The organism is Marinobacter sp. P4B1, from assembly GCF_001447135.1.
Lineage (GTDB): Bacteria > Pseudomonadota > Gammaproteobacteria > Pseudomonadales > Oleiphilaceae > Marinobacter > Marinobacter vinifirmus.
The window spans coordinates 129,606-156,005 of the sequence record NZ_LLXM01000002.1 but is presented as its reverse complement, the minus strand read 5'-3'; the positions used below and the strand labels follow the sequence as shown (position 1 = coordinate 156,005).

The window sequence follows — 26,400 nt, the reverse complement described above, 5'->3', positions numbered from 1 at the left end:
ATGCCAAACCAAGACATCCTCGACCTGCAGCCCACCCACATCCAGGAGCTGCAGAACCGGTACGAACAGGCACTGGCTGAGCACGGATATGACAGCCTGCTGATTGCCTCCGGTGCCGCTCCCTACCGGTACCGGGATGATCAAACCTATGTGTTTCAGGGCTTCGGGCCGTTTCTGCACTGGACCGGCCTGGCCGGCCAGGAGCACAGCTGGCTGCTGATTCGCCCCGGCCACAAACCGGTGCTCTGGCTATACCAGCCGGTGGATTTCTGGCATGCCAACCCGGCGATGCCTGAAGAATCCTGGCAAGAGGTTGTTGAAGTGCGCAGCCGGCAGCAGCCCGGCGCCCCGGGGCTGGACAACCCGGGCCGGCTGGCGGTGATCGGCGATCCGCTGGTGCTGGACGGCGTGCCGGGAGAGCATAACCCGGCAGCACTGGTGGCGGCTGTGGAAGAAACCCGGGTGCGCAAGACACCCTACGAAATCGAATGCCTGGCCCATGCCAACCGGATTGCCCTGGCTGGCCATAATGCCGCTCGGGATGCCTTCCTGGCCGGCGACAGCGAATTCGGGATCAACCTCGCCTACCAGCAGGCCACCGGCCAGCGTGAAGCCGAAGCGCCTTACCACAGCATCATCGGCCTGAACGAACACGCGGGCACCCTGCATTACCAGTATTACGACGTTCAGCCGCCGCGCCGGCCCCGCAGCCTTCTGATCGACGCCGGTGTGCGTTATCGGGGCTACTGCTCCGACATTACCCGCACTACGGCCGGCCCCGGGGAGCCGAGGTTTGCGGCACTGGTGCACGGCCTGGAAAAACTGCAGCTGCGGCTTTGCGAGATGGTGGCTCCCGGCGTGGATTACGTGGATATTCACCGCAAGGCCCATCAGGGCATCGCGGCCTTGCTGTCTGCGTCCGGGCTTGTTTCCGGGTTGAGTGACGAGGCGATCGTAGAGCAGGGCATCAGCCGGGCCTTCTTCCCCCACGGCATCGGCCATTTTCTGGGCATCCAGGTGCACGATGTGGCCGGCAAGCCGACGCCGCCCCCGGAAGATGCGCCGTTCCTGCGCCTGACCCGCACCCTGGAAGAGGGCATGGTGGTCACCATCGAACCCGGCCTCTATTTTATTCCGTCACTGCTGGAGCCTGTGCTGAACGGGCCGCAGGCAAAGTACCTGAACCGGGGCCTGCTTGATGAGCTGCAAGGCTGTGGGGGCATTCGTATTGAGGACAACGTAGCGGTAACAGCCTCCGGTGCCCGCAACCTGACCCGGGAAACAGAACGGTAACCTTTCTCAACAAATTCCGCGGTTAAAAGGGTTGCATTCCTGTTTGTTAATGACAATAATTATCACTAACTTTAGTGCTGTTAGTGAGAGCGCCCTATGTACGTTTGCCTGTGTTACGGGGTAACAGACAGAGAAATCCGCGAAGCCGCCGAAAATGGTGTCAGCTCCATGCGCCAGCTGGGTAAAGAGCTGGGTGTCGGCCGCCAGTGTGGTCGCTGCGCCTGCACCGCGCGGGAGATCCTTAAGGAAGCCCGGTCACCGGATTATCTGGCGCTTGCCAACATGCTGGCCCAGCCCGCCTGACGGGCTGACCTGTCCCGATACTGCAATTGCACCTCTTTCACATCCGTGATTTTTTATTGCCGGTAAACCGACTATCCTTGTGAATTAAAGCAACTGCGACATAAGGAATTTGGTTATGAAAGGCGATAAGAAAGTCATCCAGTATCTGAACAAGGTTCTTGCCAACGAGCTGACCGCCATTAACCAGTATTTTTTGCATTCCAGAATGTACAAGGACTGGGGCATTACCAAGCTGGCAGCCAAGGAATACGAAGAATCCATTGACGAAATGAAGCACGCCGATCAGCTGATCGAGCGCATTCTGTTCCTGGAGGGACTGCCCAACCTGCAGGATCTGAACAAATTGCTGATTGGCGAAAATGTTCAGGAAATGATCGAGTGCGACCTAAAGCTTGAGCACACCGCACACACCGACCTGAAAGAAGCTATCATCTACTGCGAACAGGTTCAGGACTTTACCAGCCGCGAACTGTTCCGGAGCATCCTCGACAGCGAAGAAGAACACATCGACTGGCTCGAAACCCAGCTGGAGATGATTTCCCAGATGGGTATCCAGAACTACATCCAGCTGCAGTCCTCGGCAGCGGAGTAATCACCGACAATGGATCTGTCCTGCTTCAAAGCCTATGACCTCCGGGGCCGGGTTCCGGACCAGCTGAACCCGCCCCTGGCAGAAAAAATCGGCCGGGCCTATGTGGAAATTACCGGTGCAAAAAAAGTCATCGTCGGCTACGACATCCGCCTGTCCAGCCCGGAAATCTCCGAGGCGCTCAGCTCCGGCCTGATGGCGGCCGGTGCCGACGTTTACGACATCGGCCTGTGTGGCACCGAACAGGTGTACTTTGCCACCAGCCACTACGGCATGGACGGCGGCATCATGGTCACCGCCAGCCACAACCCGAAAGACCACAACGGCATGAAAATGGTCGGCCCCCAGTCCCGGCCCATCAGCTCCGATAACGGCCTGAACGACATCCGGGACCGCGTGCGCGAACCCTTCTTTGATGCGCCGGAGCAGGGCAGGTACGAAACCCTGGAAGTGATGGCCGCCTACACAGACCACCTGTTGGGCTACATCGACGCCAGCTCCCTCAAGCCCATGACCATCGTCTGCAACGCCGGCAACGGCGGCGCTGGTCTGGTGATTGATGAACTGGAACAACACCTGCCGTTCGAATTCATCAAAGTGCACCACCAGCCGGACGGACACTTCCCCAACGGCGTACCCAACCCCATCCTGCCGGAAAACCGCACCGCCACGGCAGATGCCGTCATCGAACACGGCGCCGCCATGGGTATCGCCTGGGACGGCGACTACGACCGCTGCTTCTTCTTCGACGAAACCGGCCGCTTCATCGAAGGCTACTACATCGTCGGCCTGCTGGCGGACCAGTTCCTCAGAAAAACCGGCGGCGGAAAAGTCATCCACGACCCCCGCCTCACCTGGAACACCCAGGACCTGGTAGAAGCCGCCGGCGGCGAAGCCATCGAAAGCAAAACCGGCCACGCCTTTATCAAACAAAGAATGCGCGACGAAGATGCCGTCTACGGTGGCGAAATGAGTGCCCACCACTACTTCCGCGATTTCGCCTACTGCGACAGCGGCATGATCCCCTGGCTACTCATCGCCGAACGCCTGTGCCAGAGCGGCCAAACCCTGTCGTCCCTCATCGACGCCAGAATAGAAACCTACCCGGCCAGCGGCGAAATCAACCGCACCATAGCCGACCCCGCCAAAGTCCTCGCCGCCATAGAAGCCCTCTACAGCCCCGGCGCCAAAAACGTCAGCTACGTAGACGGCCTGAGCGTGGAATTCGAAAACTGGCGCTTCAACCTGCGCATGTCCAACACCGAACCGGTGGTTCGCCTGAACGTGGAAGCACGGGCTGACAAGGCCTTGATGGAAAAGAAAACGGAAGAACTACTGGCGGAAATGGAAAGGTTAAACAGGGCCTGACGCTAGGCCTCTGTCACTTCGGAAGGCATGCGGCCGCAGGAAGGCCTAGTGTATTGTTCGGGGGCTGGGTGAGGGTACCCCTTTATGAAACTGTGCGGAGCCATGGATGGCGGAGCTCAAGCGTCACAAGGACGTGCCGCAAGGAGCGTGTTTCAGAAAGGGGTACCCTCACCCAGACCTTGCACCCAAGCCTAGCGTGACAAAGGCTTTGCACCCGAGTCAAAGCCAGTCATTCAGCATGATGCCGATACCAAACCGCTCAATCCGCTCATTGTAGTCAATCAAACTCTCCCCATACCCGTTGTAATACTGGAAAAACCCCTTCAACGTATCCCCAACAGGAAAACTGTACCCAAACTCCACCGACGTCCGGTTATCCGACCGCAAATTATTTAGCAACTTCAGCGAAAACGTCCGATCCTCCGTCAGCTTGTACACCGCGTTATAACTGGCGTGCCCCAGATACCGTTCGATATCCGCATTATCATTCTCGCTGGAACTCTCCGGCAGCCGGTACCACGGCTCCACCTGGAACAACCATCGGTCATAGCTATACGCGGCGGACGCCTTGATCCGGTTCCAGCTCCGGGACCGGGGGTCCGCCTGGCCGTTGGACTGGTGGTTGAAGCCGATGGTGACACCGCTCAGGGTCCCCGGCCCGATATCCCAGTCCAGCTGGTGCCGGAAAAACAGCTCAGGCTCGTAGTTGGTCTCCCGGAAGGGGGCTGATTCGTCCTGGTTGTACACCTGCCAGAACGACTTCTGGGTATAGCCGAACCAGAACGTGGTCCGCTTATCAAAGAAGCCGGTCAGCAACGGTACCTTGAAACTGATCTGGTACTTCGCTTCCTCGTTCTCCAGGAAGTAGTCGTAGCCAGTGGTGCCCAGCCGCGGGCTGACCGGGTTCGGGTTGGGGTGGTCTACCCAGGTCAGCGGAAGGATGTAGTTGGGCTTGTGGGTTACCAGGCTACCGGCAAAGGAAAACACCGCCTGCTCGGCCGCCAGGTAATTATTCACCAGTGACTTCATGACCCCTTCGTCCGGGTCATCCTCCAGGGCGTTGCCGACAATCTCCGCGCGGGTCTCCTTGTCGGCAGCCAGTTGTTCCGCCTGTGCTTCAGAGGTTTTCAGTGCCTCTTCGCTGGCGTTATCCCGGGCTGTCTGGGGATCATTCCGGGCGTCGTAGCAGGCCAGCCGTTGCACGCCGTCCCGGATCAGGGCGCAGTTTACGGAGCTGTCGCCGGTATCCTGTGCGAAAATCGCCGGGCTTGCCGTCAGCGCCAATACAATCAAGGCAAGGGGAAAACGGGCGGTCAGGTGCATGGTGTGTCCTTACTGGCTGGCGGTCAGGCTGAGCCAGGTGTTGGCAATGCCATACACCCAGACGCCCAGCAGGGTTAAGGTCAGAAGTGTAAAAATAATCCGGTGCCGGGTGCGGCGGTCATCGCTGACCGAGGCTACCCAGCGCAGGTACATCAGGCCGATAAAGCTGAGAAAAACACCCAGACTGGCCACCGCAGGAACCAGCAGCCAGACCGGATGCACCGGGTTGCCGGCGCTGGACAGGTTGCTGAACCAGCCCATGGACACCAACAGGACAGCCAGGCTGGAGAATTCCAGGATCAGCAGGGATTTGCGTCGTTTATCCGGGCGTGGGGCGGGCGTCTGTGGCATGGTCGGGCTCTAGGTACCTGGTGGAGGAATGTCGGATGGCTATGGTAACCGGAAACGGTAACAGTTCAGATACACCCTACGAAACTGTCACTAAAATGGTTGAAATCAATTTCTGATTCTGCCATTTGGTTTTTTTGCCGGGGCACAGTCGCTATAATGCGGCGACCGAAAGATTATAACGCTCAAATGCGAGGTGCATTGTGAAGATGAAGAGAGTCCTGGCTGTAGTTCTGCTTGGTTTTGGCCTGGCCGCCGGCGCCGCAGTAGCAAGTGTTGAAGACGAAATCCGCGACCGCATCAAGCCGGTTGGCGAAGTGTGCCTGCAGGGTGAAGAGTGTGGCGAAGCCGCAGCTGCGCCTGCCCAGGAAGCCAGCGCCGGTGCTGCTGCCCGTTCCGGCAGCGACGTGTACAACGCAGCCTGTACTGCGTGCCACGCCACCGGTGCAGCTGGTGCGCCGATTGTGGGCAATGCCGACCAGTGGGCGCCCCGCATCGAGCAGGGCCTGGAAACCCTGATCAGCCATGCCATCAACGGCTTTAACGCCATGCCGCCGAAAGGTGCCTGTGCCAGCTGTTCTGATGAAGAAATCGTTGCCGCCGTTGAACACATGGTGGAATCAAGCCAGTAACACCCGGCTTGTGACGCAAAACCCCGCCCTGTGCGGGGTTTTGTCGTTTTACAGGCCCAGGTCGCCAATCAGGGCGCTGAGAGTGGCCTTGCCCTTTTTCTGGTTGGCCTGCTGGTCTGATTCGCCCAGCCCCTCCCATTTCACATCGTCTTCCGGCAGTTCATCCAGGAACCGGCTGGGAATGGTCTCCAGTTTTTCCCCGTATTGCTTGCGTGAGGCAGCATAGGTCAGCGCCAGGGTTTCCCGGGCCCGGGTGATGCCCACATACATCAGGCGCCGTTCTTCCTCCACATTGCCTTCCTCGATGCTGCTCCGGTGCGGCAGGATCTCTTCCTCCAGGCCCATAATGAATACGTGGGGGAACTCCAGGCCCTTGGAAGCATGCAGGGTCAGCAGCTGAACCTTGTCGCTGTCGTCTTCCTCTTCCCGCTGCTCCATCATGTCGCGCAGCACCAGCTTGGCGATGGCATCCTCGATGCCGATCTCGTCGGCCGTGCCCTTGCCGTCGTCCAGCATGCGCTGGATGGACTCCACCAGGTACCAGATGTTCTCCATCCGCCGTTCGGCCTGCTTCGGACTGCCGGAATGCTGGTGCAGCCACTCCTCGTATTCGATGTCGGTGAACAGCTGCTTGATCACCGGAATCGGGTTCTCCGAAAACAGCCGCTCGCAGGTCTTGTCTACCCAGTGGGCGAACCGGCGCAGCCGGTCCAGGCCTTTTTCGGTGACATGGGTTTCCGCACCCATATCCCCTAGCGCCTTGAACAGGCTGACGTTGCGGGAGCGGGCATAGTGGCTGAGTTGCTCCAGGGTGCGCGGGCCGATTTCCCGGCGCGGCACGTTCACCACCCGCAGGAAGGCGGCATCGTCGTCCGGGTTGATCATCAGCCGCAAGTACGACATCGCATCCTTGATCTCGTTCTTGGAGAAGAACGACTGGCCGCCGGAGATGCGGTAGGGAATCTGGTAGGCCTGCAGCTTCATCTCCAGCAGCCGGGCCTGGTGATTGCCCCGGTAAAGAACGGCGAAATCCTTGAAATCCAGGCCGTTCTTCAGCTTCTGGTCGAGAATCTCGGTGGCCACCCGCTCGGTTTCGGCATCTTCGTTGCGGCAACGTATGATGCGGATTTCGTCACCCACGGTGTGGTCACTCCACAGGGCTTTCTCGAACACGTGGGGGTTGTTGGCAATCACCGTGTTGGCGCAGCGCAGGATCCGGCTGGTGGAACGGTAGTTCTGTTCCAGCTTGACGATTTTCAGGCTCGGGAAGTCTTCCTTCAGCTGGGCCAGGTTTTCCGGCCGGGCGCCGCGCCAGGCGTAGATGGACTGGTCATCATCGCCCACCACGGTAAACGCGGCCCGCTCGGCCACCAGCTGTTTCACCAGTTCGTACTGGCACACGTTGGTGTCCTGGTACTCATCCACCAGCATGTAGCGGATTTTCCGGCGCCACTTGGCCAGCACCTCCGGGTTGTCCCGGAACAGCTGCACCGGCAGCAGGATCAGGTCGTCAAAATCTACCGCGTTGTAGGCTTTCAGGTATTCGTTGTAGTGCCTGTAAACGATGGCAATGCGCTGCTCACGCTCGTCTGCCGCCTTGCTGTAGGCCTCGGAGGGGCTGCGCATGGCATTCTTCCAGGACGAGATGGTCATCTGCACATCGTTCAGCTCGTCACCGGCCTCGGCACTGGCTTCGCGCAGCATCAGGTCTTGCAGCAGGGCCTTGGCATCTTCGGCATCGAAGATGGAAAAGCCGGGGTGATAACCCAGGTGGGCATGCTCCTCCCGGATCATGTTCAGGCCCAGGTTGTGGAAGGTAGAGACAATCAGCCCCCGGGTCTTGCCCCGGTCAACAATGCGCCCGACCCGCTCTTTCATCTCCCGGGCGGCCTTGTTGGTAAAGGTGACGGCGGCAATGTGCCGGCCCGGGATGCCCAGTTCTTCAATCAGGTAGGCGATCTTGCGGGTGATCACGCTGGTCTTGCCACTGCCGGCGCCCGCCAGCACCAGCAGGGGGCCGTCGGCGTAGCGAACCGCTTCGCGCTGTCTGGGGTTGAGCTTGTTCACGATAAAGACGCCAGAGAATAAACCGGGGTGAGTGTTGCGTCCGGCTATTCTACACCACCGCGCCGCATCCAGCTTGCCTGCAACATCAAGCCGCTGTACCTTTGCCCATTAATTTTGTAAGCAAGATAACAGAGGTCGCATGAACAGTATCTCCCGGCGCATTGCTGATGAACTCGGCGTACGTGAGCAGCAGGTAAACGCCACCGTCGCCCTGCTAGATGAAGGTGCCACCGTTCCGTTTATTGCCCGTTACAGGAAAGAAATCACCGGCTCCCTGGACGACAGCCAGCTGCGTACCCTGGAAGAGCGGCTGCGTTACCTGCGGGAGCTGGAAGACCGCCGGGGCACTATCCTCAACAGCATCGAGGAGCAGGGCAAGCTGACCGACGAGCTGCGCACGGCCATCGAAGCGGCAGATACCAAGAACCGCCTGGAAGACCTGTACCTGCCCTACAAGCCAAAGCGCCGCACCAAGGCCCAGATTGCCAAGGAGGCGGGGCTGGAGCCGCTGGCTGATGCCTTGTTTGATGACCCCACCCTGGACCCGGAAACCACCGCTGCCGGCTACCTGAATGCCGAAGCGGGCATTGACGACACCAAGGCCGCGCTTGATGGCGCCCGCTACATCCTGATGGAGCGCTTTGCCGAAGATGCCGAGCTGCTGGGCGCGCTGCGGGATTTCGTGTGGCAGGAAGGCCAGCTGAAAGTCAGCGTGGTGGAAGGCAAGGAAAACGAAGGTGCGAAATTCCGCGATTACTTCGACCACATCGAGCCGTTGAAGAAGGTTCCCTCGCACCGGGCCCTGGCTATTCTACGTGGCCGCAATGAAGGTATCCTGGCCTACAGCCTTGTGATGGGTGATGCCGAAGATGACCGCCGCCAGCCCCATCCGGCGGAGCAGCGCATTGCGGCCCACTGGCACATTCGCGACAACGGCCGTGCTGCCGACAAATGGCTGGGCGAGGTGGTGCGCTGGACCTGGCGGGTGAAGCTCTCTACCCAGATTGAAACTGACCTGATGTCCCAGGTACGCGAAGCCGCTGAAGCTGAAGCCATCAACGTGTTTGCCGCCAATCTGAAAGACCTGCTGTTGCTGGCTCCCGCCGGCCCGCGCGCGACCCTGGGCCTGGACCCTGGCCTGCGGACCGGTGTGAAAGTGGCGGTGATTGACGGCACCGGCCAGGTGGTCGACCACGGCGCGATTTACCCCCATGCGCCCAAAAATCAGTGGGAGCCCTCCATTGCTCAGCTGGCGGCCTGGTGCCAGAAGTACAAAATTGAGCTGGTAGCCATCGGTAACGGCACCGCGTCCCGGGAAACCGAGAAGCTGGTGGGCGACCTGTGCAAGCGTTATCCGGAACTGAAGCTGGCCCGTATTGTGGTGAATGAATCCGGTGCGTCGATTTACTCGGCTTCCGAATTTGCCTCCAGGGAGCTGCCGGACCTGGACGTCACCATCCGGGGTGCAGTGTCCATTGCCCGCCGTTTGCAGGACCCGCTGGCAGAGCTGGTGAAGATCGAACCCAAGTCCATTGGTGTAGGGCAGTACCAGCACGATGTGTCCCAGGTGCAGTTGTCCCGCAGCCTGGATGCCGTGGTGGAAGACTGTGTAAACGGGGTGGGGGTCGACCTGAACACCGCGTCTGTACCACTGCTCACCCGGGTGTCCGGCCTGAATCAGAGCATTGCCCAGAACATCGTCGATTTCCGCAACCAGAACGGCAAGTTCGTCAGCCGCAAGCAGTTGATGAAAGTCTCCCGTCTGGGCGAGCGCACCTTCGAACAGGCCGCCGGCTTCCTGCGCATTGCCGGTGGCGATAACCCGCTGGATCGTTCGTCTGTGCACCCGGAAGCCTATGGCGTGGTGGAAGCCATTGCCCAGCGCAACGGCAAGAAAGTGGACGACATTATTGGCGACTCTGCGTTCCTGCGCAGCCTCAACCCGCAGGATTACGTGACCGAGCAGTTCGGCCTGCCCACAGTGAAAGATATCATCTCCGAGCTGGAAAAGCCGGGCCGGGACCCACGTCCGGAATTCCGTTTCGCCCACTTCGAGGAAGGGGTGGAAACCCTGAACGACCTGAAGCCGGGCATGGTGCTGGAAGGCTCCGTCACCAACGTGACCAACTTCGGCGCGTTCGTGGACATCGGCGTGCACCAGGACGGTCTGGTACATATCTCTGCCTTGTCCCATACTTTCGTCAAAGATCCGCGCGAAGTGGTGAAGGCGGGTGATATCGTTAAGGTTAAAGTGATGGAAGTGGACATTCCCCGTAAACGGATTGCCCTGTCCATGCGTATGGATGACCAGCCCGGTGCCGAGGCGTCGTCCAAGCCGGCCCGTGGCGCCGATCGCAGTGGTGGCCGCGGTAACGACCGCAAGCCCCGTGGCGGCCAGGGTTCCCAGCCCGCGCAGGGTGCCATGGCTGGCGCGCTGGCACAGGCACTGGCCTCTGCCCGTAAAGGCGGCCGTTAAACCACTTCCTTGAATCAATGGCGGCTATCCCATAAAAGGGTAGCCGCTTCAACAGGAGCCAATCATGGCAGATTCCCGCCACTCCCTGCTTCAGCAGTTTGCCGCCAGTGACTGGAGCGGTTTTCTGAAAGGTGTCGAGAAAGAAGGTCTGAGGGTGGATGCCAACGGCTTCATCGCCCAGACGCCCCATCCGGAGGCTCTGGGCTCTGCCCTGACCCACGGGCGGATTACCACCGACTACTCCGAAGCCCTGCTGGAGCTGATTACCCCGGTGTTCAACAGCACCGGTGCCATGCTGGAATCCCTGCGGGACACCCACCGTTATGTGCAGCAGAACCTGGGTGACGAAGTGTTCTGGGCCGCCAGCATGCCCTGCGAAATCGATGGCGACCAGAGCATTCCCATCGCCGAGTATGGCCGTTCCAACATCGGCCAGCTCAAGCATGTTTATCGTCAGGGGCTGGCGGTGCGCTATGGCCGGGTGATGCAGAGCATTGCCGGTGCCCACTACAACCTGTCGCTGCCCGACAGCTTCTGGCAGAAGTGGCAGGAAGTCACGGGCAACAGCGATTCCCTGCAGGATTTCAAATCCGACCAGTACTTCTGGCTGATCCGCAACTTCCGCCGCCGCAGCTGGCTGCTGATGTTGCTGTTCGGGGCGTCTCCGGCGCTGGATTCCAGCTTCGTTGCCAACATGAAGCACGATCTCAGCCGCTTCGACGACCGCACCTGGCACGGCCAGTATGCGACCTCCCTGCGCATGGGCGATCTGGGCTACCACAACAATGCCCAGGCCTCCCTGAATATCTGTTTCAACGAACTGGCCACCTACACCCGCACCCTGGACCGCGCCATCCACACCAACTGGCCGGCCTATGAGGCCATCGGCACCCAGCGCGATGGCGAGTTCATCCAGATCAACACCAGCGTGCTGCAGATTGAGAACGAGTATTACAGCGCGGTGCGCCCGAAACGCACCACCGAACGGGGCGAAAAGCCGATACAGGCGCTGGATGCCCGGGGCGTGGAGTACATCGAAGTGCGTTGCCTGGACCTCGATCCTTTCTCGCCGGTCGGCGTGAACCAGGCGCAGGTTGATTTCCTGGACCTGTTCCTGCTCGATTGCCTGCTGACCGACTCGCCGCGTATTGGCGACGAAGAATGCGAGCGGCTGGATGACAACTACAAGGATGTCGTGGCTTCCGGCCGCTGGCAGGAACTGGCCCTGTGCCGGGCAAACGGCGAACGGGTGCCTGTCGGCAACGCCGCCCGGGAACTGCTGGACCGGCTGCAGCCGCTGGCGGAACAACTGGACGGCTGGGAGCAGGGTGAGACCTACCGCAACGCCCTGGCTGCACAGCGCGACAAGCTGCAGGGCTCAGACTGGGCGGTACCTTCTGCCCGGGTGCTCGATGCTATGAGTGCGTCCGGCCTTGGCCACCGGGACTGGACCCTGGAAATGTCCCGCCAGCATCAGCAAACCCTCCGTAATGAGACTCTGGCGCCGGATGTGCTGTCGGCCTACCAGGCCATGACCCGGGAATCGCTGGCGGAGCAGCAGGCGATGGAAGCGGCCGATACCCAGCCGTTCTCCGAATTCCTGGAAGACTATCTGAAAGCCTGAAAGCGACCTGACTCACAGAAAGTGCTTTTGCCGCTTGCCGCCTCCCTTACCTGTTGTTACGTTTATTAACATCAGGTAAGGGAGGCTGTACCGTGGCAAGAGACATCAAACTCGGATGGGACGTGGAAGCCTTGAACAAGGCGTATCGGCAGGGTTACATGGCCGGTTCCATGGGTATGGACAAAACCCGCTGCCCCTATCGCGGTGACGTTGTGATTGCGGCCTGGGAGGCCGGCTGGGACGACGCCGGTGAAGCCGTGCAGGCCGGTGGCCAGCAGGGCGACGACGATCTGTTTGCCCGCATCGCCTGATCCCCGATTTTTCTTCCCCTTTTGCTTTAACCGCTTATGCTCTGCCCGCGTCATGGGGTAGGATTGCTCACTGAGTTTTCGTGCAGTCCCTAACTGTGATGCGGGGTAGTGTTTTGACGAGCAGATGGATTTTCGGTCTTGTATTTCTGGTGTGCGCCGGGCTGCTTGCGGTGGCCTTCTACATGGAGCACGTGATGGGGCTTGAACCCTGTCCCTTGTGCTGGTTGCAGCGCTTCGGCTTTATGGGTGCCGGGCTGGTCAGCTTGCTGGCATTCCTGCATGGTCCCAAAGGTTTCGGTAACCGGGTTTACGGCTTCCTGATGGTGCTCAGTGCCGGTGCCGGGCTTGGCGTAGCCGGACGGCAGTTATGGCTGCAAAGCCTGCCGGAAGACCAGGTGCCAGCCTGCGGCCCCTCAGTGGATTACATGCTCGAAGTCCTGCCCTGGTTTGAAGTGCTGCAGACCGCCCTCAAAGGCACCGGAGACTGTGCAGCCGTGGTCTGGCGTTTTCTGGGTCTGAGTATTCCGGGCTGGACCGCTGTGTTCTTCAGCCTGGTCATTCTGGTTGGCTTGTTTGTCATGTTCCGGAGCTACCAACCCAAAAACTGGGTGAATAGCTGAAACAGTTGCGGCAGGCTGCAGCCATGGGGTAACTTGGTTGCCTGACGGAAAGACCGAGGGGAGACAGGCGTCATGTTGGAGAATTGCCGGAATGCCAGGGAGCGTTGGGGTGGCGTCAGCGAGCTGATCGACCGTTGGCTGAAAGAGCGCCAGGAACTGCTGGTTCATTACTGTGAGCTGTCAGCGCTGACGGATTACTCGCAAACCGACATGCTCCGGGAAAAGTTTATTCGCCTGTGCGAAGTGCTGGTGGACTATGTATCGACCGGCCATTTTGAAATCTACGAGCAGCTGATCCGCGAAGCCCGGGAATTCAACGACGGTGGCGAAGAACTGGCGGCCAAGGTGTATCCCCGCATCCAGGAAACCACGGAAGTGGCGCTGAACTTCAATGACAACGTGGATGGCCGCATCCTGACCGAACAGGATGTGAGCTTCCTGTTTGAAGAAGTCTCGAAGCTTGGCGAAGTACTTGAGAGCCGGTTCGAGCTGGAAGACTTCCTGATCGAACACCTGCACAACGCCCACGCCGGCAAAATGGCATCCGCCTGATCCGGGCAGGGTCAACAACCGAATCATAAAAAAAACCGGCCTGGGCAATCAGGCCGGTTTTTTGCTGTTCAGGGCCTTTGTTTATTCCTGGCCCGGATTCACTGCCAGCAGTTCCACATCAAACACCAGCACCTCGTTGGGGCCGATCGCCTGGTTGCCACCCGGGCCATAGGCCAGGTCTGACGGGATGTAGAGCTTGTAACGGGCACCTTCGCTCATCAGCTGCAGGCCCTCTGTCCAGCCCGGAATAACCTGATTCAGGCCGAAGGTGACAGGCTGGCCGCGCTCACGGGAGCTGTCGAAAACCTCACCATTGATCAGCTCGCCGGTGTAGTGCACCTGCACCTGGTCTTCGGCGGTCGGCTGGCTGCCATTGCCTTCTTCAATGACTTCGTACTGCAGGCCGGACTCGGTGGTCTCTACGCCGTCACGCTCGCCGTTTTCAGCCAGGAACGCCTCACCGGCTGCCTGGTTCTTCCGGGCCAGTTCCTCGACCTGCTGCTCCTGCTGGGCCTGCATGTCCTGCTGGTACGCCATCAGGGCTTCCTGGATTTCCTCGCGGCTCAGGCGCTTGGCATCTTCATCGCCGGCGTGGCCGTGCTGGATGCCCTGAAGAAACTGCTCCATCTGCAGGTCTGGCAGGTCGTTGCCCATGCGCTCGCCCAGTACCAGGCCCATGCCGTAGCTGACCTTTTCCGGAGTGGACTCCAGGGCAGGGTCCTTGGCCGGTTCCTGGGAAGTGGAGCAACCGGCAACCAGGCCGGTCATGGCAACAGCTAACAGGGTTTTCTTCATATTTCCGTCCTTTACACGTGTATCAGGGCGCCGGGCCCTATTGGATTTGTTAAGAAAGACAAGGTAACGGGTTCGTCGCCAGTATGCCACTGAACATGTGGTAAGGGAGTTGTCCGGGGAGGTCAGGAACCGTTGCTGCCGGTGGAGCCATTGAGGCTGAACGGCGCGCGGTAGGGTGCCTGCCAGTCGTTGGCGGAATCGGCGCCTGTGGCCTGGGGTGTCTGGCTAGGCCGGTCGATGGCCAGGGCGTTCCAGGAGCCCTGCTCCGGAGGCTGGTCGGCGTAGTGCCAGTTGCCTTCGGTATCTTGCCACTTGAATACAATGTCGGGGCCCTCTACCGGAATGGGCGAGGGCAGCAGGCCCTCGAAGCGGGGTACCTCTTCAGGCTTTTTCTCTGCCGTGGGTTTGGATACCGTCTCCGGGTCGCCCAGGCCGAAAAACATCAGCAGCAAGAGCAGGCCCAGTGCCGGAAACGCCAGGCGAATCAGCCATTTCATGAACATGGCTGACTGTCTCCCCGGGCAGTATCGGCCAGATGTGCAGCCAGTGTGTGTAATTGATTCATCTGATCGGGCTCCGGTGTCCGGGCCGGGGCTGCCGCATCCAGGTTTTGCAGGATGGCAACGGTGGTGTCTTGCATGGTGCCGGTCTCCGGATTCAAGGTCATGATGGATTGCCAGGCCAGGGCCAGTTCCGTTTGTTCCGCCTGTAATTCGGCGCTGGCCAGGGCTTCCCGCAGTTGCCGGCAATCTTGATGGTGCCGGGGAATGGATTTTCGCGCCGACCGGATGCTACCGGTTACACGGTCGCGCCACTCTGTTACCTTAGCGTCCTCGATACCAGTGAACACGCGCCCGTTCACGCCCAGCCACGCGGCGCATAAAATTCGGGTAACACTCCAGCCCTGCTTCTGAAGCTCCAGGCAGCCCTGTGCCAGCCCGGGGTTGCGCCAACAGGCCAGTGCATAACGCCAGAGTGGGTTATCCGGTTCCATTATTACCGGCAGATTCAGCGGTTCAGGCTGGCAAGCGGTCATGGCAGGGCGCGTTCCGGCAGAATTCCATGGATAAAGTAAATCTATGTTAACGATAACCGATCTCAGTTTACAACGAGGCGGCGTCTGGTTGCTAGAAAACGTCAACCTGACAGTTCAACCCGGCCAGCGGGTGGCCATTGTGGGCGCCAACGGCGCCGGTAAGTCCAGTTTATTCAAGCTGTTACTGGGGCAGCTGGCGGCGGAGCAGGGTGGTGTATCCTTGCCCGGCGGTTGCCGGATTGCCCATATGGCGCAGGAAGTCGAAGCCTCGGCACGCTCGGCCCGGGATTTTATCCTGGATGGTGATTTCGAACTGCGCCGGCTGGAACGGGAACTGGCCGAGGCAGAAGCCCGGGGCGATGACCACGCCATCGCCCACGCTCACGGCGAGCTGGACCTGCATGAAGCCTGGTCTGCTCCTCGGCGGGCAGAAGCCCTGTTGCGGGGCCTGGGCTTTGCGGACAGCGATGCGGAACGGCCGGTGTCGGCGTTTTCCGGGGGCTGGCGCATCCGGCTCAACCTGGCCCAGGCGTTGATGCGTCCGTCAGACCTGTTGCTGCTGGATGAGCCCACCAACCACCTGGACCTGGACGCCTGCCTGTGGCTGGAGAACTGGCTGCGTCGCTACTCCGGCACCCTGCTGTTTATCTCCCACGACCGGGATTTCATGGATCGGGTGGCCACCCACCTGGTGCATTTCGACCAGAAAAAACTGGTGCTCTACACCGGCAACTATTCCGCCTTTGAGGTTCAGCGCAGCGAGCGGCTGGCCCAGCAGCAGGCGGGCTTCGAGCGCCAGCAGGCCCGGATTGCCGAAATCCAGCGCTTTATTGACCGGTTCAAGGCTAAGGCCACCAAGGCCAAGCAGGCCCAGAGCCGGGTCAAGGCACTGGAGCGCATGGAACGGATTGCCCCGGCTCATGTAGATTCGCCGTTCAGCTTCGAATTCCCCATGGCCGACAAGGTATCGAACCCCTTGCTGTCGATTCGACACGGCGTAGCGGGCCATGGCGATACCGCCATTCTGCGGAACATTAACGTCACCCTGTTGCCGGGGTCCCGGATCGGCCTGCTGGGCCCGAACGGCGCCGGCAAGTCCACCTTTATGGATGCACTGCGTGGCACTGGTACGCTGCTTGCCGGTGAGCGAACCTGTGGCGAACACCTGGCCATCGGTTACTTCGCCCAGCACCAGCTGGAATCGCTGGACCTGGACGCCAGCCCGTTCCTGCACCTGCAGCGCCAGGCACCAAGGGCCTCCGAACAGCAGGTAAGAAACTTCCTGGGCGGCTTTGATTTCCACGGTGACGAGGCCCTGAGCCCGATCCGATCTTTCTCCGGTGGCGAGAAGGCCCGGGTGGCGCTGGCGATCATTGCCTGGCAGAAACCCAACCTGTTGCTGCTGGATGAGCCCACCAACCACCTGGACCTGGAAATGCGCCAGGCCCTGACCATGGCCCTGCAGAACTTCGACGGTGCCATTGTGGTGGTGTCCCACGACCGGCATCTGCTGCGCAACACCGTGGACCAGTTCTGGCTGGTGTCAGACGGCGCGGTGCAGGAATACGACGGCGACCTGGAAGACTACGAGCGTTGGCTGGCGGAGCGCCGCAAGGATGACGACGAGCCTCCGAAACGTGAGGTGGTCGAACAGGCGGCAGAAAACAAGGTTGCCGCCGGGGCTACCGCCCTGACCGCCGATGAGCGCAAGGCCCGCAAGCGTCAGGAAGCTGAGCTGCGCCAGAAACTGAGCCCCTGGCGCAAGAAGCAGGGAAACCTGGAAGCCCGGATGGAGCAGCTTCAGCAGGAGCTGGCTGGGGTCGAACAGCAGTTGTCCGATCCGGCCATCTACGACGACAGCGCCAAGGTGAAGCTGAAGGAGCTGCTGGCACAGCAGACCGGCCTGAAGCGGGAACTGGACGATGTGGAAGCCGAGTGGTTGGAGGTCAGTGAAACCGTGGAAAACCTGGAGGCAGAACTGGCCGGCTGAGTGCCGGCCTCAGCGGGCGCTGATCTCCAGCACGAAATCCTGCCGGGCCAGGTAATCCCGCTCGTTTTTCAGGTCGGCCAGGGTCAGCGGCCGGTTGTCCAGCCAGCCCTGGGGCAGTTCCACCACCAGCTTGTTCTCGTGGCCGTGCAGGGAAAATTCCGGCGGTTGTTCCAGGTTGCGGGGGTGCTGGATCAGCACCGCAAGCCGGACCAGCACACACAGGTAGCGCAGCCGGGGCTTGTCTTCCGGCTCGATGCCTTCAAATACCGCCGCTGAAAATTTACGCCGGTGGCCGCGCACCAGGGTGGCCAGGTCTTTCTGGAACTGCTGGGTAAAGCCCGGCAGGTCAGAGTAACGCAGCAGGTAGGCGCCGTGTTTGTGGTACTGGCTGTGGGAAATGGTCAGGCCGATTTCGTGCAGCCGGCAGGCCCAGCGCAACACATCTTCGTCGGCATCGGTGCGCAGGCCCCACTGGTCGGCGACCTGCTCCCAGGCAGCCATGGCGGTCTGCTCAACGGCGGCACCGTGGGCCTGGTCGACATGGTAGCGTTCCTGCAGTGCGGAAATGGTCCGCTCCCGCACATCTTCATGCTGGATACGCCCGACGATGTCGTACAGCAGGCCTTCACGCAGGGCGCCGTCTGCGAAGGTCATGGCGTCGATGTCCAGTGACCGGAAGGCGGCCAGCAGAATGGCAAAGCCGGCCGGGAAAATGCTCTGGCGATCCTGCCGGACACCCAGTTCGGCCAGTTTTTCCACCTTGCCCATATCCACCAGCCGCTTGCGCAGCTCTTCCATGGCGGTGCGGGTAATGGTGCCATCGGTGATCTTCAGGGCGGCCAGCACATTGGCGATGGCCTTGATCGACCCGGAAGAGCCCACGGAACTTTGCCAGCCCACCTGCCGGTAGTGCTGGCGGATATTCTGCAGTTCCTGCTCGGCGTGGATGATGGCCTTGTCCATTTGCCGGCGGCTGATCTTGCCGTCCGGGAAATAGCGGTTGCGGAACGATACGCAGCCCATGTGCAGGCTTTCCAGTTCCTGGGGCTCGAAGCGCTGGCCGATAATAAACTCGGTGCTGCCGCCGCCGATATCAATCACCAGCCGTTTACCGGAATCGTCCGCCAGGGTGTGGGATACCCCCAGATAGATCAGGCGGGCTTCTTCCCGGCCGGCAATTACTTCCACCGGATAACCCAGGACGTCCTCCGCCCGGGCAATAAACTCGTGGGCGTTGCGTGCCACCCGCAAGGCGTTGGTGCCGACAATCTGCACCCCCGCCGCAGGCATGCCCTGAAGCCGCTGGGCAAACCGGCTCAGGCACTCCAGCGCCCGTTGCTGGGCGGCCTCGGTCAGGCGGTTGTACTGGTCCAGGCCGGCGCCGAGCTGAACCTTCTCGCCCATTTTTTCCACCGTGCGGATCTCGCCGTGCACGAGGCGGGCCACGACCATGTGAAAACTGTTGGAGCCCATATCAATGGCTGCCAGCATGTCCGGTGCGGGTGTTGCGTTCTCGGCGTTGGGGGTGGCCGTCACGTTGGTAGGAATCCTGTGTGGTGTGAACTTGGTCGTACTATAAGTGAAGAAACAGGGGTGTGTCAGTAACGGACTGCGGTCATTACTGACACGAATCAACCGTGCGCGGGATACTTCCCGCTTCACATTCAGGCGGCCAATCGCGTAAAGTATCCGTCTAACGAAATCCGGGCAGGCGGGATTTTCCCTTTCGGAAAAGTCCGTTTGCTACAGTCAACAGCGACTCCGCCGGGGCCGGCAAGAACGGCCCGGGAGCGCCTGAATCAGGAAAAGGTAATGAGCGGAAATATCGTTAATGTCACCGACGCTTCCTTTGAACAGGACGTACTGAAATCCGACGTTCCGGTACTGGTAGATTACTGGGCCGAGTGGTGTGGCCCGTGCAAGATGATCGCACCGGTTCTGGAAGAGATCGCCGACGAATACGAAGGCAAGCTCAAAGTCTGCAAGCTGAACATCGACGAAAACGAGCAGACCCCGCCCAAGTTCAACATTCGTGGCATTCCGACCCTTATGCTGTTCAAGAACGGCAATGTCGACGCCACCAAGGTAGGTGCCCTGTCCAAGTCACAGCTGGCCGCCTTCCTCGACAGCAACCTCTGATCTGCTGTTGAAAAAAAAACCGCCCCTGAACAACGCTTCACGGGCGGTTTTTTTGTGCCTTGAGCCTGTCAGTCTGAAGACCAGGCCTGGGTCCGTTCACGATCAGACGCCTTCTGTTCCACCCAGTGCTCGCCGTCAGAGGTCATCTCTTTCTTCCAGAACGGGGCGGAAGTTTTCAGGGCGTCCATGATGAACGAGCAGGCGGCGAAGGCATCGCCCCGGTGGGCGCTGCACACGCCAACAAATACGATCTGGTCGGAAAGCGCTAGTCGCCCGACCCGGTGAATCACCCGGGCATCACGGACATCCCAGCGGCGGGAAGCCTCGTCAATCAGCCCCTGAATAACCGCCTCCGTCATCCCCGGATAATGTTCCAGGAACAGCCCCGTTACGCCGGACAGGTCTCCGGAATCCCGGACCAGTCCGGTGAAGGTGGCAATGGCACCGGTGCCTGAACCGCTTGCTCTCAGCGCGGCATATTCCGCGCCTGTATCAAAATCCCCGGTCTGCACAGAAATCATCTCAACCTCCGGTTACCGGCGGGAAAAACGCGACCTCATCACCGGCCTTCACCGCCGTGGCGGGTTTTGCCATGGCCTGGTTGACCGCCACCATAACCGGCTGGTCGCCCTTAAGCTGGGCCCACCGGCCGCCGCGGCTGGCCAGTTGGGTCAGGAGGTCGTCGACGGTTTGCCCGTCATTGGCGGGCAGGCTCAGGGAATCGGTATCCAGCTCTTCCCGCAGGCGGGCGAAGAAGCGAACGGTCAGGGTAGGCTCGGTCATCATCAGCTCAGCAATTCGTTAAAGGAATAGAACGTAACCAGGTCGCCCCGGGCCACCCGGGTATTCTCGGGCACTATTGCCAATCCCGAAGCCCAGCAGGCGGAACTCATTACCCCGGAACTCTGGTTGGGGAAGGCCGCAACCTGCACTTCGGAGCCGGCATTCTCCTTGCGGGCCCTGACAAACTCGCGGCGCACCGATGTCTCGGTAATCTCGAACGCGGCAGGCAACCGCTCACCGGTCAGTACAATATCGGAGCGGCCCTGGCGCTTGCGGATGTAGGGCAGGGCCACGACCATAAAGGTAACCAGTACCGACGCCGGGTTGCCGGGCAGTCCGATAACCGGCGTGCCCGCCACTTCGCCAAATGCCAGCGGCTTGCCCGGTTTGATTGCCAGGCGCCAGAGTGACAGCTTGCCGGATTCCTCGAGCACGGCCCGCACATGGTCTTCCTCGCCCACCGATACCCCGCCACTGGTGATGATCAGGTCGGCCTCTGCCGCAGCCCTTGTCAGGGTCTGGCGGGTGGCATCGCGGGTGTCTTCCAGGCTTTCACACAGGGTTACGTCGCAGCCAGCCTCGGCCAGCAGGCCCAGCAGGGTATACCGGTTGGTGTTGTAGATCTGCCCCGGTGCCAGCGGCTGGCCCGGGTCCACCAGCTCATCGCCGGTGGTCAGGATGGCCACTTTCAGCTTCGCCAGTACCGGCACCCGGTTGATACCGGTGGACGCCAGCAGGCCCATTTCCTGTGGCCGGATTCGTGTACCCCGGGCCAGGGCCAGGGCCCCCTTGGTAAGGTCCTGCCCGCGCTGCCGGATGTTCTGGCCAGAGCTGACCGTAGCGTTGATCACGATGCTGTCGCCGGTACGCTCTACCCGCTCCTGCATCACCACTGCATCGGCGCCTTCGGGGATCTCCGAGCCGGTGAAGATGCGCACTGCCGTGCCCGGCTGCAGCGGCGCCGGGGCGGTGCCGGCGGGAACCCGGTCAGACACGGTCAGCGCTTCGCCATCACGTACATCACTGTGGTAAACCGCGTAGCCATCCACTGCGCTGTTGTCGGCCGGCGGCACATCGGCCGGTACATAATGGTTTTCCGCCAGGATCCGGCCCAGACATTCTGTCAGGTTGACGGCCTCGGCACGGGTAACCGGAGTGGCCCGGTCAAGCAGGTGGTTCAGGGCATCGTCCAGGGAGATCAGGTTCTGGCCAGCCATAACGTCTCCTTATCGCTCGGCCCGGGAGCCGATTACTTCATACAGCCGCTGGCAGGCACGATCCGGCTTGCGCAAGGTCAGCCCTGAGAAATTGCAGGGGCCATGGCGGCTGTCGAGCTGGCTTTTCAGAATGCCTTCCCACCCGGTGCGGCAGGCACCGGTGGAGCCGGGCAGGCAGAAAATGACCGTGTTATTGGCCATGCCGCCGAAGGCCCGGGACTGAATGGTGGAACTGGCAATCTCGGCGGCGGACAAACGGCGGAACTCTTCGCCGAAGCCGACAATTTCCTTGTCGAGCAGCGCACCAACGGCTTCCGGAGTGCTGTCCCGCTCCATAAAGCCGGTGCCGCCCGTGATAATGACTGAATGAACTTCCGGATCGGCAATCCACAGGGACATCAGCGCACGGATCAGGTAGACGTCGTCCGGCAGGATACGGCGGGCCAGGAGCCGGTGGCCGGCTTCGATAATCTGGTCCTCCAGGTACTGGCCGGAGGTGTCTTCGGCGGGGCCGCGGGTGTCTGATACGGTTAACAGGGCGACGTTCAGGGGTTTGAGTTCGCTGGTAAGGTCACTGCTCATGGAAAGGCTCCGGAAGGCTGTATCAATAATAGAGTCAGTATCCGGATTGGCGCTGGTAAATGGAAGAGGGTGGCCGCCAGAGAGATTTTGGGTGTCGACATTGGTCTGATGCAGGGCAAGCCGCTGGTTTAATTTTGGTCACAGGTCTTGACATCAGGCTTCAAGGTGGTCGATTATGCCGCTTGCCCGGCGAACGATTGTTCCCACTCTCTGGCTTCAGCATACTTAATCCGGATTTCATCTGCACCGGTAGCTCCATCGAGCCAGCACCTTGTTTCAGCTTAATCAGATCAATGCGTTCAGGGGCACCCCTGTCATTCCAACTGTCGTTTACTTCCATTCCTGAAAATCCAACAAACTATGAATCTTACTGAACTCAAGCAGAAATCCGTGCCCGAATTGCTCGATATTGCGCAAGAAATGGGTCTGGATAACCTGGCTCGCTCGCGCAAGCAAGACGTGATCTTCACCATCCTGAAGAAACACGCCAAAAGCGGCGAAGACATTTACGGTGATGGTGTACTGGAAATTCTGCAGGACGGTTTCGGCTTCCTTCGTTCCGGCGATGCCTCTTACCTGGCCGGTCCGGACGATATCTACGTCTCTCCCAGTCAGATCCGCCGTTTCAACCTGCGTACCGGCGATACCGTTTCCGGCAAGATCCGCCCGCCGAAAGATGGCGAGCGTTATTTTGCCCTGCTGAAAGTTAACGAGATTAACTTCGACAAGCCGGACAACGCCCGTAACAAGATTCTGTTCGAGAACCTCACCCCGCTGTTCCCCCAGGAGCGTCTGACCCTGGAACTGGGTAACGGCAGTACAGAGGATCTCTCTTCCCGGGTACTGGACCTGGTGGCTCCGATCGGTAAAGGCCAGCGTGGCCTGATCGTATCTCCGCCCAAGGCCGGTAAAACGCTGCTGATGCAGGGCATTGCCCAGTCCATCACCCGCAACAACCCGGAATGTCACCTGATGGTGCTGCTGATTGACGAGCGCCCGGAAGAAGTGACGGAAATGCAGCGCACCGTGCGCGGCGAGGTTGTGGCATCTACGTTTGACGAGCCGCCGGCCCGCCACGTCCAGGTAGCCGAGATGGTGATCGAAAAGGCCAAGCGCCTGGTGGAGCACAAGAAGGATGTGATCATCCTGCTGGACTCCATCACCCGCCTGGCCCGCGCCTACAACACCGTGATTCCGTCTTCCGGCAAGGTACTGACCGGTGGTGTGGATGCCCATGCGCTGGAAAAGCCCAAGCGCTTCTTCGGTGCGGCGCGTAATGTGGAAGAGGGCGGCAGCCTGACTATCCTGGCCACAGCGCTTGTGGATACCGGTTCCAAGATGGACGAGGTTATCTACGAGGAGTTCAAGGGCACCGGTAACATGGAAGTGCACCTGGACCGCAAGATTGCCGAGAAGCGGGTTTACCCGGCCATCAACATCCGTCGTTCCGGCACCCGCCGCGAAGACCTGCTGATGAGCGAAGCGGAAATCCAGCGCGTGTGGATCCTGCGCAAGCTGCTGCACTCCATGGACGACGACACTGCGTCTCTGGAATTCCTGCTCGACAAGCTGCGGGATACCAAGACCAATGACGAATTCTTCCAGTCTATGAAGCGTCGTTGATACTGATTTCTCTGCGCGCCTGATTTTGGGGCGCGAGTAAAGAAGTCGGAAGAACAAGGCCGGGAGGGGGTGTCAAAACCATCAGGAAAACCACTGTTTTCCGTTTTGACACCCCCTCCCGGCCTTGTTCCAACATCGAACAGAAAAGTATCAAGACCAACTACAAGGGCAGTCCGGAGAAGCCCGAACTCCGTAGTACCGTAGATCAGAAGCGGAGCACAGCATGAAATACAACGACCTGAGAGACTTCATTGCCCAGCTGGAAAAGCAGGGCGAGCTCAAGCGCATCAGCGCTGAAGTCGACCCCCACCTGGAAATGACCGAAATCTGCGACCGCACGCTGCGGGCCGGTGGGCCGGCGTTGTTGTTTGAAAATCCCAAGGGCTACGACATGCCGGTGCTGGCCAACCTGTTCGGCACGCCAAAGCGGGTGGCTATGGGCATGGGCCAGCAGGATGTTTCGGCATTGCGGGAGATCGGCAAGCTGCTGGCGTTTCTGAAGGAGCCGGATCCCCCCAAGGGCTTCAAGGATGCGATTGAGAAGTTGCCGCTGTTCAAGCAGGTGATGCGCATGAGCCCGAAGGTGCTCCGTTCCGCGCCCTGCCAGGACGTGGTGATCGAGAAAGACAAGGTCGACCTGTACCAGATTCCGGTGCAGCACTGCTGGCCCGGGGATGCTGGCCCACTGGTGACCTGGCCGCTGGTGATTACCCGCGGCCCGAACAAGGAGCGGCAGAACCTGGGTATTTACCGGCAGCAGCTGATCGGCCGTAACCGGTTGATCATGCGCTGGCTCAGCCATCGCGGTGGCGCGCTGGATTACCAGGAGTTTCGCCGGGCCAATCCGGACAAGCCTTATCCGGTTGCGGTTGCCCTGGGGGCTGATCCGGCCACCATTCTGGGCGCTGTTACGCCGGTGCCGGATACCCTGTCTGAATACGCCTTTGCCGGGTTACTGCGGGGCAGCCGTACCGAGCTGGTGAAAGCCGGCCTGAGCGACCTGCAGGTTCCGGCCAGTGCCGAGATTGTGCTGGAAGGTTTTATTTATCCGGATGATATGGCGCCTGAAGGCCCGTTTGGCGACCATACCGGTTATTACAACGAGGTGGACCAGTTCCCGGTGTTTACCGTGGAGCGCATTACTCACCGCAAAGACCCGATCTACCACAGTACCTACACCGGCCGCCCGCCCGATGAGCCGGCGGTGCTGGGTGTGGCGCTGAACGAAGTGTTCATTCCCATCCTGCAGAAGCAGTTCCCGGAGATTGTGGATTTCTACCTGCCCCCGGAAGGTTGCTCCTACCGGCTGGCGGTGGTCACCATGAAGAAGCAGTACCCGGGCCACGCCAAGCGGGTGATGATGGGCGTTTGGTCGTTCCTGCGTCAGTTCATGTACACCAAGTTCGTGATTGTGACCGACGACGATGTGAACGCCCGCAGCTGGGAAGATGTCATCTGGGCTATCACCACCCGTATGGACCCGGCCCGGGACACCACGCTGGTGGAGAACACCCCCATCGATTACCTGGACTTCGCGTCGCCGGTGTCTGGCCTTGGCTCGAAAATGGGGATGGATGCCACCAATAAATGGCCCGGCGAGACCGACCGGGAGTGGGGCACTGCCATTACCATGACCGATGAGGTCAAACAGCGGGTGGATGAGATCTGGGACAGTCTCGGTATTGAAAATCGTGACACCCGCCCCGACTGACAAGGCACAGGCTGCATACCGGGTTGAGTTGCAGCCGGCCGGGTTGGGCTACGGCGTAGCGGGCAATGAGGATTTGCTGTCCGCTGCCGCGGCTGCGGGTATCCAGGCGCCGGCAGCCTGCCGCAACGGTGTCTGCGAGATCTGTGAGGCAACCCTGATAACGGGGCAGGCCCTGAATACCCGGAACCAACAAACCTTATCGGTGGGTGATCGGCTGATGATGTGCCGGACGCTTGCCCTGACCGACCTGAAACTGGAGATACCTGCCATTATGGCAACTGCGAACCATCTGCCCCGTCAGTATGCAGCCAAAGTAGTTGATGTGCGCTCGATCAGTCACGATGTGTTCCGGGTTGAGCTGAAGCTGCCGAGGCGCCGCGATGTGGCCTTCCATGCCGGTCAGTATCTTTCGGTCATCCTGCCGGGGGAAGACCCCTGTTATTTCTCCATCGCCAGCAGCCCCGCCGCCGAGCATATCGAATTGCACATCCAGGCTTCCCCGGACTGGGTTTCAGCCCGCAAGGTGATTGATGCGCTCACCTCCGGCCAGGATGTGACGGTGGAACTGCCCAATGGCAAAGCCTGCCTGGCTGCGGCGCCGGACAAGCCTTTACTGCTGGTAGCGGCCGGAACCGGCTTTGCCCAGATGAAAAGCCTGGTGGAATTCCTTCAGGAAACCCGGTACAGCCACCCCGTGACCCTGTTCTGGGGCGTGCGCAAGCACGAGGACATGTACCTGAGGTCGCTGGCGCAACAGTGGCATGAAGACCGGAGCAATTTCAGCTTTGTGCCTGTCGTCGGGGATGACGAGGATAATGACTGGGGTGGTCACCATGACCAGTTGGTGCGGGCTGTGCTGGCGTCCGGGGCCGACTGGCAGAACGTGGAAGTGCATGCCAGTGGCTCGCCCACCATGGTGTATACCCTGATGGATGCACTGCTGGAAAAAGGCCTGCCTGAGCAGGCGTTTTTCTCGGATGTGCTGGAGTATGCCCCCAGGGCCTGATTGCTTAGCCTG

At 60.3% G+C, this 26,400-nt stretch carries 27 protein-coding genes; 15 read left to right on the top strand and 12 right to left on the bottom strand.

What is annotated here, in order from left to right:
- The 4 genes from pepQ to AQ621_RS01555 all read left to right on the top strand — a co-directional run bounded on the left by pepQ (position 1) and on the right by AQ621_RS01555 (position 3,553).
- Positions 1–1,293 carry a Xaa-Pro dipeptidase gene (pepQ, locus tag AQ621_RS01570; RefSeq protein ID WP_058339979.1) on the top strand — a complete coding sequence of 431 codons (1,293 nt, stop codon included), beginning with the start codon at positions 1–3 and terminating at the stop codon, positions 1,291–1,293.
- Positions 1,294–1,389: 96 nt separating this feature from the next.
- The gene (locus tag AQ621_RS01565; protein ID WP_058339978.1) at positions 1,390–1,596 is read left to right on the top strand and encodes a bacterioferritin-associated ferredoxin; all 207 of its coding nucleotides are present in this window, start codon (positions 1,390–1,392) and stop codon (positions 1,594–1,596) included.
- A gap of 115 nt (positions 1,597–1,711) precedes the next feature.
- Entirely contained in the window at positions 1,712–2,188 is a 477-nt protein-coding gene (gene bfr, locus AQ621_RS01560) for a bacterioferritin (RefSeq protein WP_029654367.1), read from the top strand.
- A gap of 9 nt (positions 2,189–2,197) precedes the next feature.
- Positions 2,198–3,553: a phosphohexomutase domain-containing protein gene (locus tag AQ621_RS01555; protein ID WP_058339977.1), complete on the top strand. Its 1,356-nt coding sequence runs from the start codon at positions 2,198–2,200 to the stop codon at positions 3,551–3,553.
- A gap of 219 nt (positions 3,554–3,772) precedes the next feature.
- Here the strand turns inward: AQ621_RS01555 and AQ621_RS01550 are convergent, their stop codons facing one another.
- Together AQ621_RS01550 and AQ621_RS01545 are read right to left on the bottom strand one after the other, a co-directional pair.
- Complete coding sequence (locus AQ621_RS01550) at positions 3,773–4,876, bottom strand: phospholipase A (RefSeq protein WP_058339976.1); 1,104 nt, start codon at positions 4,874–4,876, stop codon at positions 3,773–3,775.
- A gap of 9 nt (positions 4,877–4,885) precedes the next feature.
- Positions 4,886–5,227: a hypothetical protein gene (locus AQ621_RS01545; protein WP_058339975.1), complete on the bottom strand. Its 342-nt coding sequence runs from the start codon at positions 5,225–5,227 to the stop codon at positions 4,886–4,888.
- A 206-nt stretch (positions 5,228–5,433) separates the two neighbouring features.
- Here AQ621_RS01545 and AQ621_RS01540 point away from each other — a divergent pair, with 206 nt between their 5' ends.
- Positions 5,434–5,856 (top strand): c-type cytochrome, encoded by a 423-nt coding sequence (locus tag AQ621_RS01540; protein ID WP_058339974.1) that lies wholly within the window; start codon positions 5,434–5,436, stop codon positions 5,854–5,856.
- 48 nt (positions 5,857–5,904) lie between these two features.
- Here the strand turns inward: AQ621_RS01540 and rep are convergent, their stop codons facing one another.
- On the bottom strand, positions 5,905–7,923 hold the full coding sequence (rep, locus tag AQ621_RS01535; RefSeq protein ID WP_058339973.1) for a DNA helicase Rep: 2,019 nt from the start codon (positions 7,921–7,923) through the stop codon (positions 5,905–5,907).
- A 139-nt stretch (positions 7,924–8,062) separates the two neighbouring features.
- Here rep and AQ621_RS01530 point away from each other — a divergent pair, with 139 nt between their 5' ends.
- From AQ621_RS01530 to AQ621_RS01510, 5 genes are all read left to right on the top strand, one after another.
- Entirely contained in the window at positions 8,063–10,399 is a 2,337-nt protein-coding gene (locus AQ621_RS01530; RefSeq protein WP_058339972.1) for a Tex family protein, read from the top strand.
- A 64-nt stretch (positions 10,400–10,463) separates the two neighbouring features.
- A complete protein-coding gene (gene gshA / locus AQ621_RS01525; RefSeq protein WP_058339971.1) occupies positions 10,464–12,023 on the top strand; it encodes a glutamate--cysteine ligase in 1,560 nt (519 codons plus the stop codon).
- Between the two features lie 92 nt (positions 12,024–12,115).
- Complete coding sequence (gene rmf / locus AQ621_RS01520; protein WP_022989524.1) at positions 12,116–12,334, top strand: ribosome modulation factor; 219 nt, start codon at positions 12,116–12,118, stop codon at positions 12,332–12,334.
- A gap of 113 nt (positions 12,335–12,447) precedes the next feature.
- Positions 12,448–12,954, top strand: a complete 507-nt coding sequence (locus AQ621_RS01515) for a disulfide bond formation protein B (RefSeq protein ID WP_199456867.1) — start codon at positions 12,448–12,450, stop codon at positions 12,952–12,954.
- A 72-nt stretch (positions 12,955–13,026) separates the two neighbouring features.
- On the top strand, positions 13,027–13,506 hold the full coding sequence (locus AQ621_RS01510; protein ID WP_058339969.1) for an Rsd/AlgQ family anti-sigma factor: 480 nt from the start codon (positions 13,027–13,029) through the stop codon (positions 13,504–13,506).
- A gap of 81 nt (positions 13,507–13,587) precedes the next feature.
- Here the strand turns inward: AQ621_RS01510 and AQ621_RS01505 are convergent, their stop codons facing one another.
- The 3 genes from AQ621_RS01505 to AQ621_RS01495 form a co-directional block, all read right to left on the bottom strand.
- Positions 13,588–14,301 (bottom strand): BamJ family beta-barrel-assembly machinery protein, encoded by a 714-nt coding sequence (locus tag AQ621_RS01505; RefSeq protein ID WP_058339968.1) that lies wholly within the window; start codon positions 14,299–14,301, stop codon positions 13,588–13,590.
- Between the two features lie 122 nt (positions 14,302–14,423).
- Positions 14,424–14,804, bottom strand: coding sequence for a hypothetical protein (locus tag AQ621_RS01500; RefSeq protein WP_058339967.1), 381 nt, complete (start codon positions 14,802–14,804; stop codon positions 14,424–14,426).
- Positions 14,795–15,337 carry a TIGR02444 family protein gene (locus AQ621_RS01495; RefSeq protein WP_058339966.1) on the bottom strand — a complete coding sequence of 181 codons (543 nt, stop codon included), beginning with the start codon at positions 15,335–15,337 and terminating at the stop codon, positions 14,795–14,797. Before AQ621_RS01495 ends, AQ621_RS01500 begins: the two co-directional genes overlap by 10 nt.
- 43 nt (positions 15,338–15,380) lie before the next feature.
- Between AQ621_RS01495 and AQ621_RS01490 the strand changes: the two genes are divergently transcribed.
- The gene (locus tag AQ621_RS01490; protein ID WP_058339965.1) at positions 15,381–17,327 is read left to right on the top strand and encodes an ATP-binding cassette domain-containing protein; all 1,947 of its coding nucleotides are present in this window, start codon (positions 15,381–15,383) and stop codon (positions 17,325–17,327) included.
- A 9-nt stretch (positions 17,328–17,336) separates the two neighbouring features.
- Here the strand turns inward: AQ621_RS01490 and ppx are convergent, their stop codons facing one another.
- On the bottom strand, positions 17,337–18,818 hold the full coding sequence (ppx, locus tag AQ621_RS01485; RefSeq protein ID WP_227508200.1) for an exopolyphosphatase: 1,482 nt from the start codon (positions 18,816–18,818) through the stop codon (positions 17,337–17,339).
- A 321-nt stretch (positions 18,819–19,139) separates the two neighbouring features.
- Between ppx and trxA the strand changes: the two genes are divergently transcribed.
- Positions 19,140–19,466 (top strand): thioredoxin TrxA, encoded by a 327-nt coding sequence (trxA, locus tag AQ621_RS01480; protein ID WP_014420340.1) that lies wholly within the window; start codon positions 19,140–19,142, stop codon positions 19,464–19,466.
- A gap of 68 nt (positions 19,467–19,534) precedes the next feature.
- Here trxA and AQ621_RS01475 read toward each other — a convergent pair whose 3' ends face one another.
- The 5 genes from AQ621_RS01475 to AQ621_RS17615 all read right to left on the bottom strand — a co-directional run bounded on the left by AQ621_RS01475 (position 19,535) and on the right by AQ621_RS17615 (position 22,388).
- Positions 19,535–19,987 (bottom strand): molybdenum cofactor biosynthesis protein MoaE, encoded by a 453-nt coding sequence (locus AQ621_RS01475; protein WP_022987534.1) that lies wholly within the window; start codon positions 19,985–19,987, stop codon positions 19,535–19,537.
- Between the two features lies 1 nt (position 19,988).
- Positions 19,989–20,249, bottom strand: coding sequence for a molybdopterin converting factor subunit 1 (gene moaD / locus AQ621_RS01470; RefSeq protein ID WP_058340019.1), 261 nt, complete (start codon positions 20,247–20,249; stop codon positions 19,989–19,991).
- A 2-nt stretch (positions 20,250–20,251) separates the two neighbouring features.
- A complete protein-coding gene (gene glp / locus AQ621_RS01465) occupies positions 20,252–21,466 on the bottom strand; it encodes a molybdopterin molybdotransferase MoeA (RefSeq protein ID WP_058339963.1) in 1,215 nt (404 codons plus the stop codon).
- A 9-nt stretch (positions 21,467–21,475) separates the two neighbouring features.
- A complete protein-coding gene (gene moaB / locus AQ621_RS01460; protein WP_058339962.1) occupies positions 21,476–22,048 on the bottom strand; it encodes a molybdenum cofactor biosynthesis protein B in 573 nt (190 codons plus the stop codon).
- A 160-nt stretch (positions 22,049–22,208) separates the two neighbouring features.
- The gene (locus tag AQ621_RS17615; protein ID WP_152521743.1) at positions 22,209–22,388 is read right to left on the bottom strand and encodes a hypothetical protein; all 180 of its coding nucleotides are present in this window, start codon (positions 22,386–22,388) and stop codon (positions 22,209–22,211) included.
- Between the two features lie 20 nt (positions 22,389–22,408).
- Here AQ621_RS17615 and rho point away from each other — a divergent pair, with 20 nt between their 5' ends.
- The 3 genes from rho to AQ621_RS01445 all read left to right on the top strand — a co-directional run bounded on the left by rho (position 22,409) and on the right by AQ621_RS01445 (position 26,388).
- On the top strand, positions 22,409–23,671 hold the full coding sequence (gene rho, locus AQ621_RS01455; RefSeq protein ID WP_022987538.1) for a transcription termination factor Rho: 1,263 nt from the start codon (positions 22,409–22,411) through the stop codon (positions 23,669–23,671).
- Positions 23,672–23,894: 223 nt separating this feature from the next.
- Entirely contained in the window at positions 23,895–25,382 is a 1,488-nt protein-coding gene (gene ubiD, locus AQ621_RS01450) for a 4-hydroxy-3-polyprenylbenzoate decarboxylase (protein ID WP_058339961.1), read from the top strand.
- Positions 25,354–26,388, top strand: a complete 1,035-nt coding sequence (locus tag AQ621_RS01445; protein ID WP_058339960.1) for a 2Fe-2S iron-sulfur cluster-binding protein — start codon at positions 25,354–25,356, stop codon at positions 26,386–26,388. Before ubiD ends, AQ621_RS01445 begins: the two co-directional genes overlap by 29 nt.
- Positions 26,389–26,400: the final 12 nt, after the last annotated feature.

Bases quoted from the DNA above. Each gene is read 5' to 3' on its own strand.
- bfr (WP_029654367.1), top strand. From the start codon at position 1,712: ATGAAAGGCGATAAGAAAGTCATCCAGTATCTGAACAAGGTTCTTGCC.
- AQ621_RS01540 (WP_058339974.1), top strand. From the start codon at position 5,434: ATGAAGAGAGTCCTGGCTGTAGTTCTGCTTGGTTTTGGCCTGGCCGCC.
- AQ621_RS01555 (WP_058339977.1), top strand. From the start codon at position 2,198: ATGGATCTGTCCTGCTTCAAAGCCTATGACCTCCGGGGCCGGGTTCCG.
- AQ621_RS01475 (WP_022987534.1), bottom strand. From the start codon at position 19,987: ATGATTTCTGTGCAGACCGGGGATTTTGATACAGGCGCGGAATATGCC.
- AQ621_RS01565 (WP_058339978.1), top strand. From the start codon at position 1,390: ATGTACGTTTGCCTGTGTTACGGGGTAACAGACAGAGAAATCCGCGAA.
- AQ621_RS01530 (WP_058339972.1), top strand. From the start codon at position 8,063: ATGAACAGTATCTCCCGGCGCATTGCTGATGAACTCGGCGTACGTGAG.
- ubiD (WP_058339961.1), top strand. From the start codon at position 23,895: ATGAAATACAACGACCTGAGAGACTTCATTGCCCAGCTGGAAAAGCAG.
- AQ621_RS01495 (WP_058339966.1), bottom strand. From the start codon at position 15,337: ATGACCGCTTGCCAGCCTGAACCGCTGAATCTGCCGGTAATAATGGAA.
- moaD (WP_058340019.1), bottom strand. From the start codon at position 20,249: ATGACCGAGCCTACCCTGACCGTTCGCTTCTTCGCCCGCCTGCGGGAA.
- AQ621_RS17615 (WP_152521743.1), bottom strand. From the start codon at position 22,388: ATGGAAGTAAACGACAGTTGGAATGACAGGGGTGCCCCTGAACGCATT.
- AQ621_RS01500 (WP_058339967.1), bottom strand. From the start codon at position 14,804: ATGTTCATGAAATGGCTGATTCGCCTGGCGTTTCCGGCACTGGGCCTG.
- AQ621_RS01505 (WP_058339968.1), bottom strand. From the start codon at position 14,301: ATGAAGAAAACCCTGTTAGCTGTTGCCATGACCGGCCTGGTTGCCGGT.
- trxA (WP_014420340.1), top strand. From the start codon at position 19,140: ATGAGCGGAAATATCGTTAATGTCACCGACGCTTCCTTTGAACAGGAC.
- pepQ (WP_058339979.1), top strand. From the start codon at position 1: ATGCCAAACCAAGACATCCTCGACCTGCAGCCCACCCACATCCAGGAG.
- rho (WP_022987538.1), top strand. From the start codon at position 22,409: ATGAATCTTACTGAACTCAAGCAGAAATCCGTGCCCGAATTGCTCGAT.
- AQ621_RS01545 (WP_058339975.1), bottom strand. From the start codon at position 5,227: ATGCCACAGACGCCCGCCCCACGCCCGGATAAACGACGCAAATCCCTG.
- gshA (WP_058339971.1), top strand. From the start codon at position 10,464: ATGGCAGATTCCCGCCACTCCCTGCTTCAGCAGTTTGCCGCCAGTGAC.
- AQ621_RS01510 (WP_058339969.1), top strand. From the start codon at position 13,027: ATGTTGGAGAATTGCCGGAATGCCAGGGAGCGTTGGGGTGGCGTCAGC.
- ppx (WP_227508200.1), bottom strand. From the start codon at position 18,818: ATGCTGGCAGCCATTGATATGGGCTCCAACAGTTTTCACATGGTCGTG.
- glp (WP_058339963.1), bottom strand. From the start codon at position 21,466: ATGGCTGGCCAGAACCTGATCTCCCTGGACGATGCCCTGAACCACCTG.
- moaB (WP_058339962.1), bottom strand. From the start codon at position 22,048: ATGAGCAGTGACCTTACCAGCGAACTCAAACCCCTGAACGTCGCCCTG.
- AQ621_RS01550 (WP_058339976.1), bottom strand. From the start codon at position 4,876: ATGCACCTGACCGCCCGTTTTCCCCTTGCCTTGATTGTATTGGCGCTG.
- AQ621_RS01490 (WP_058339965.1), top strand. From the start codon at position 15,381: ATGTTAACGATAACCGATCTCAGTTTACAACGAGGCGGCGTCTGGTTG.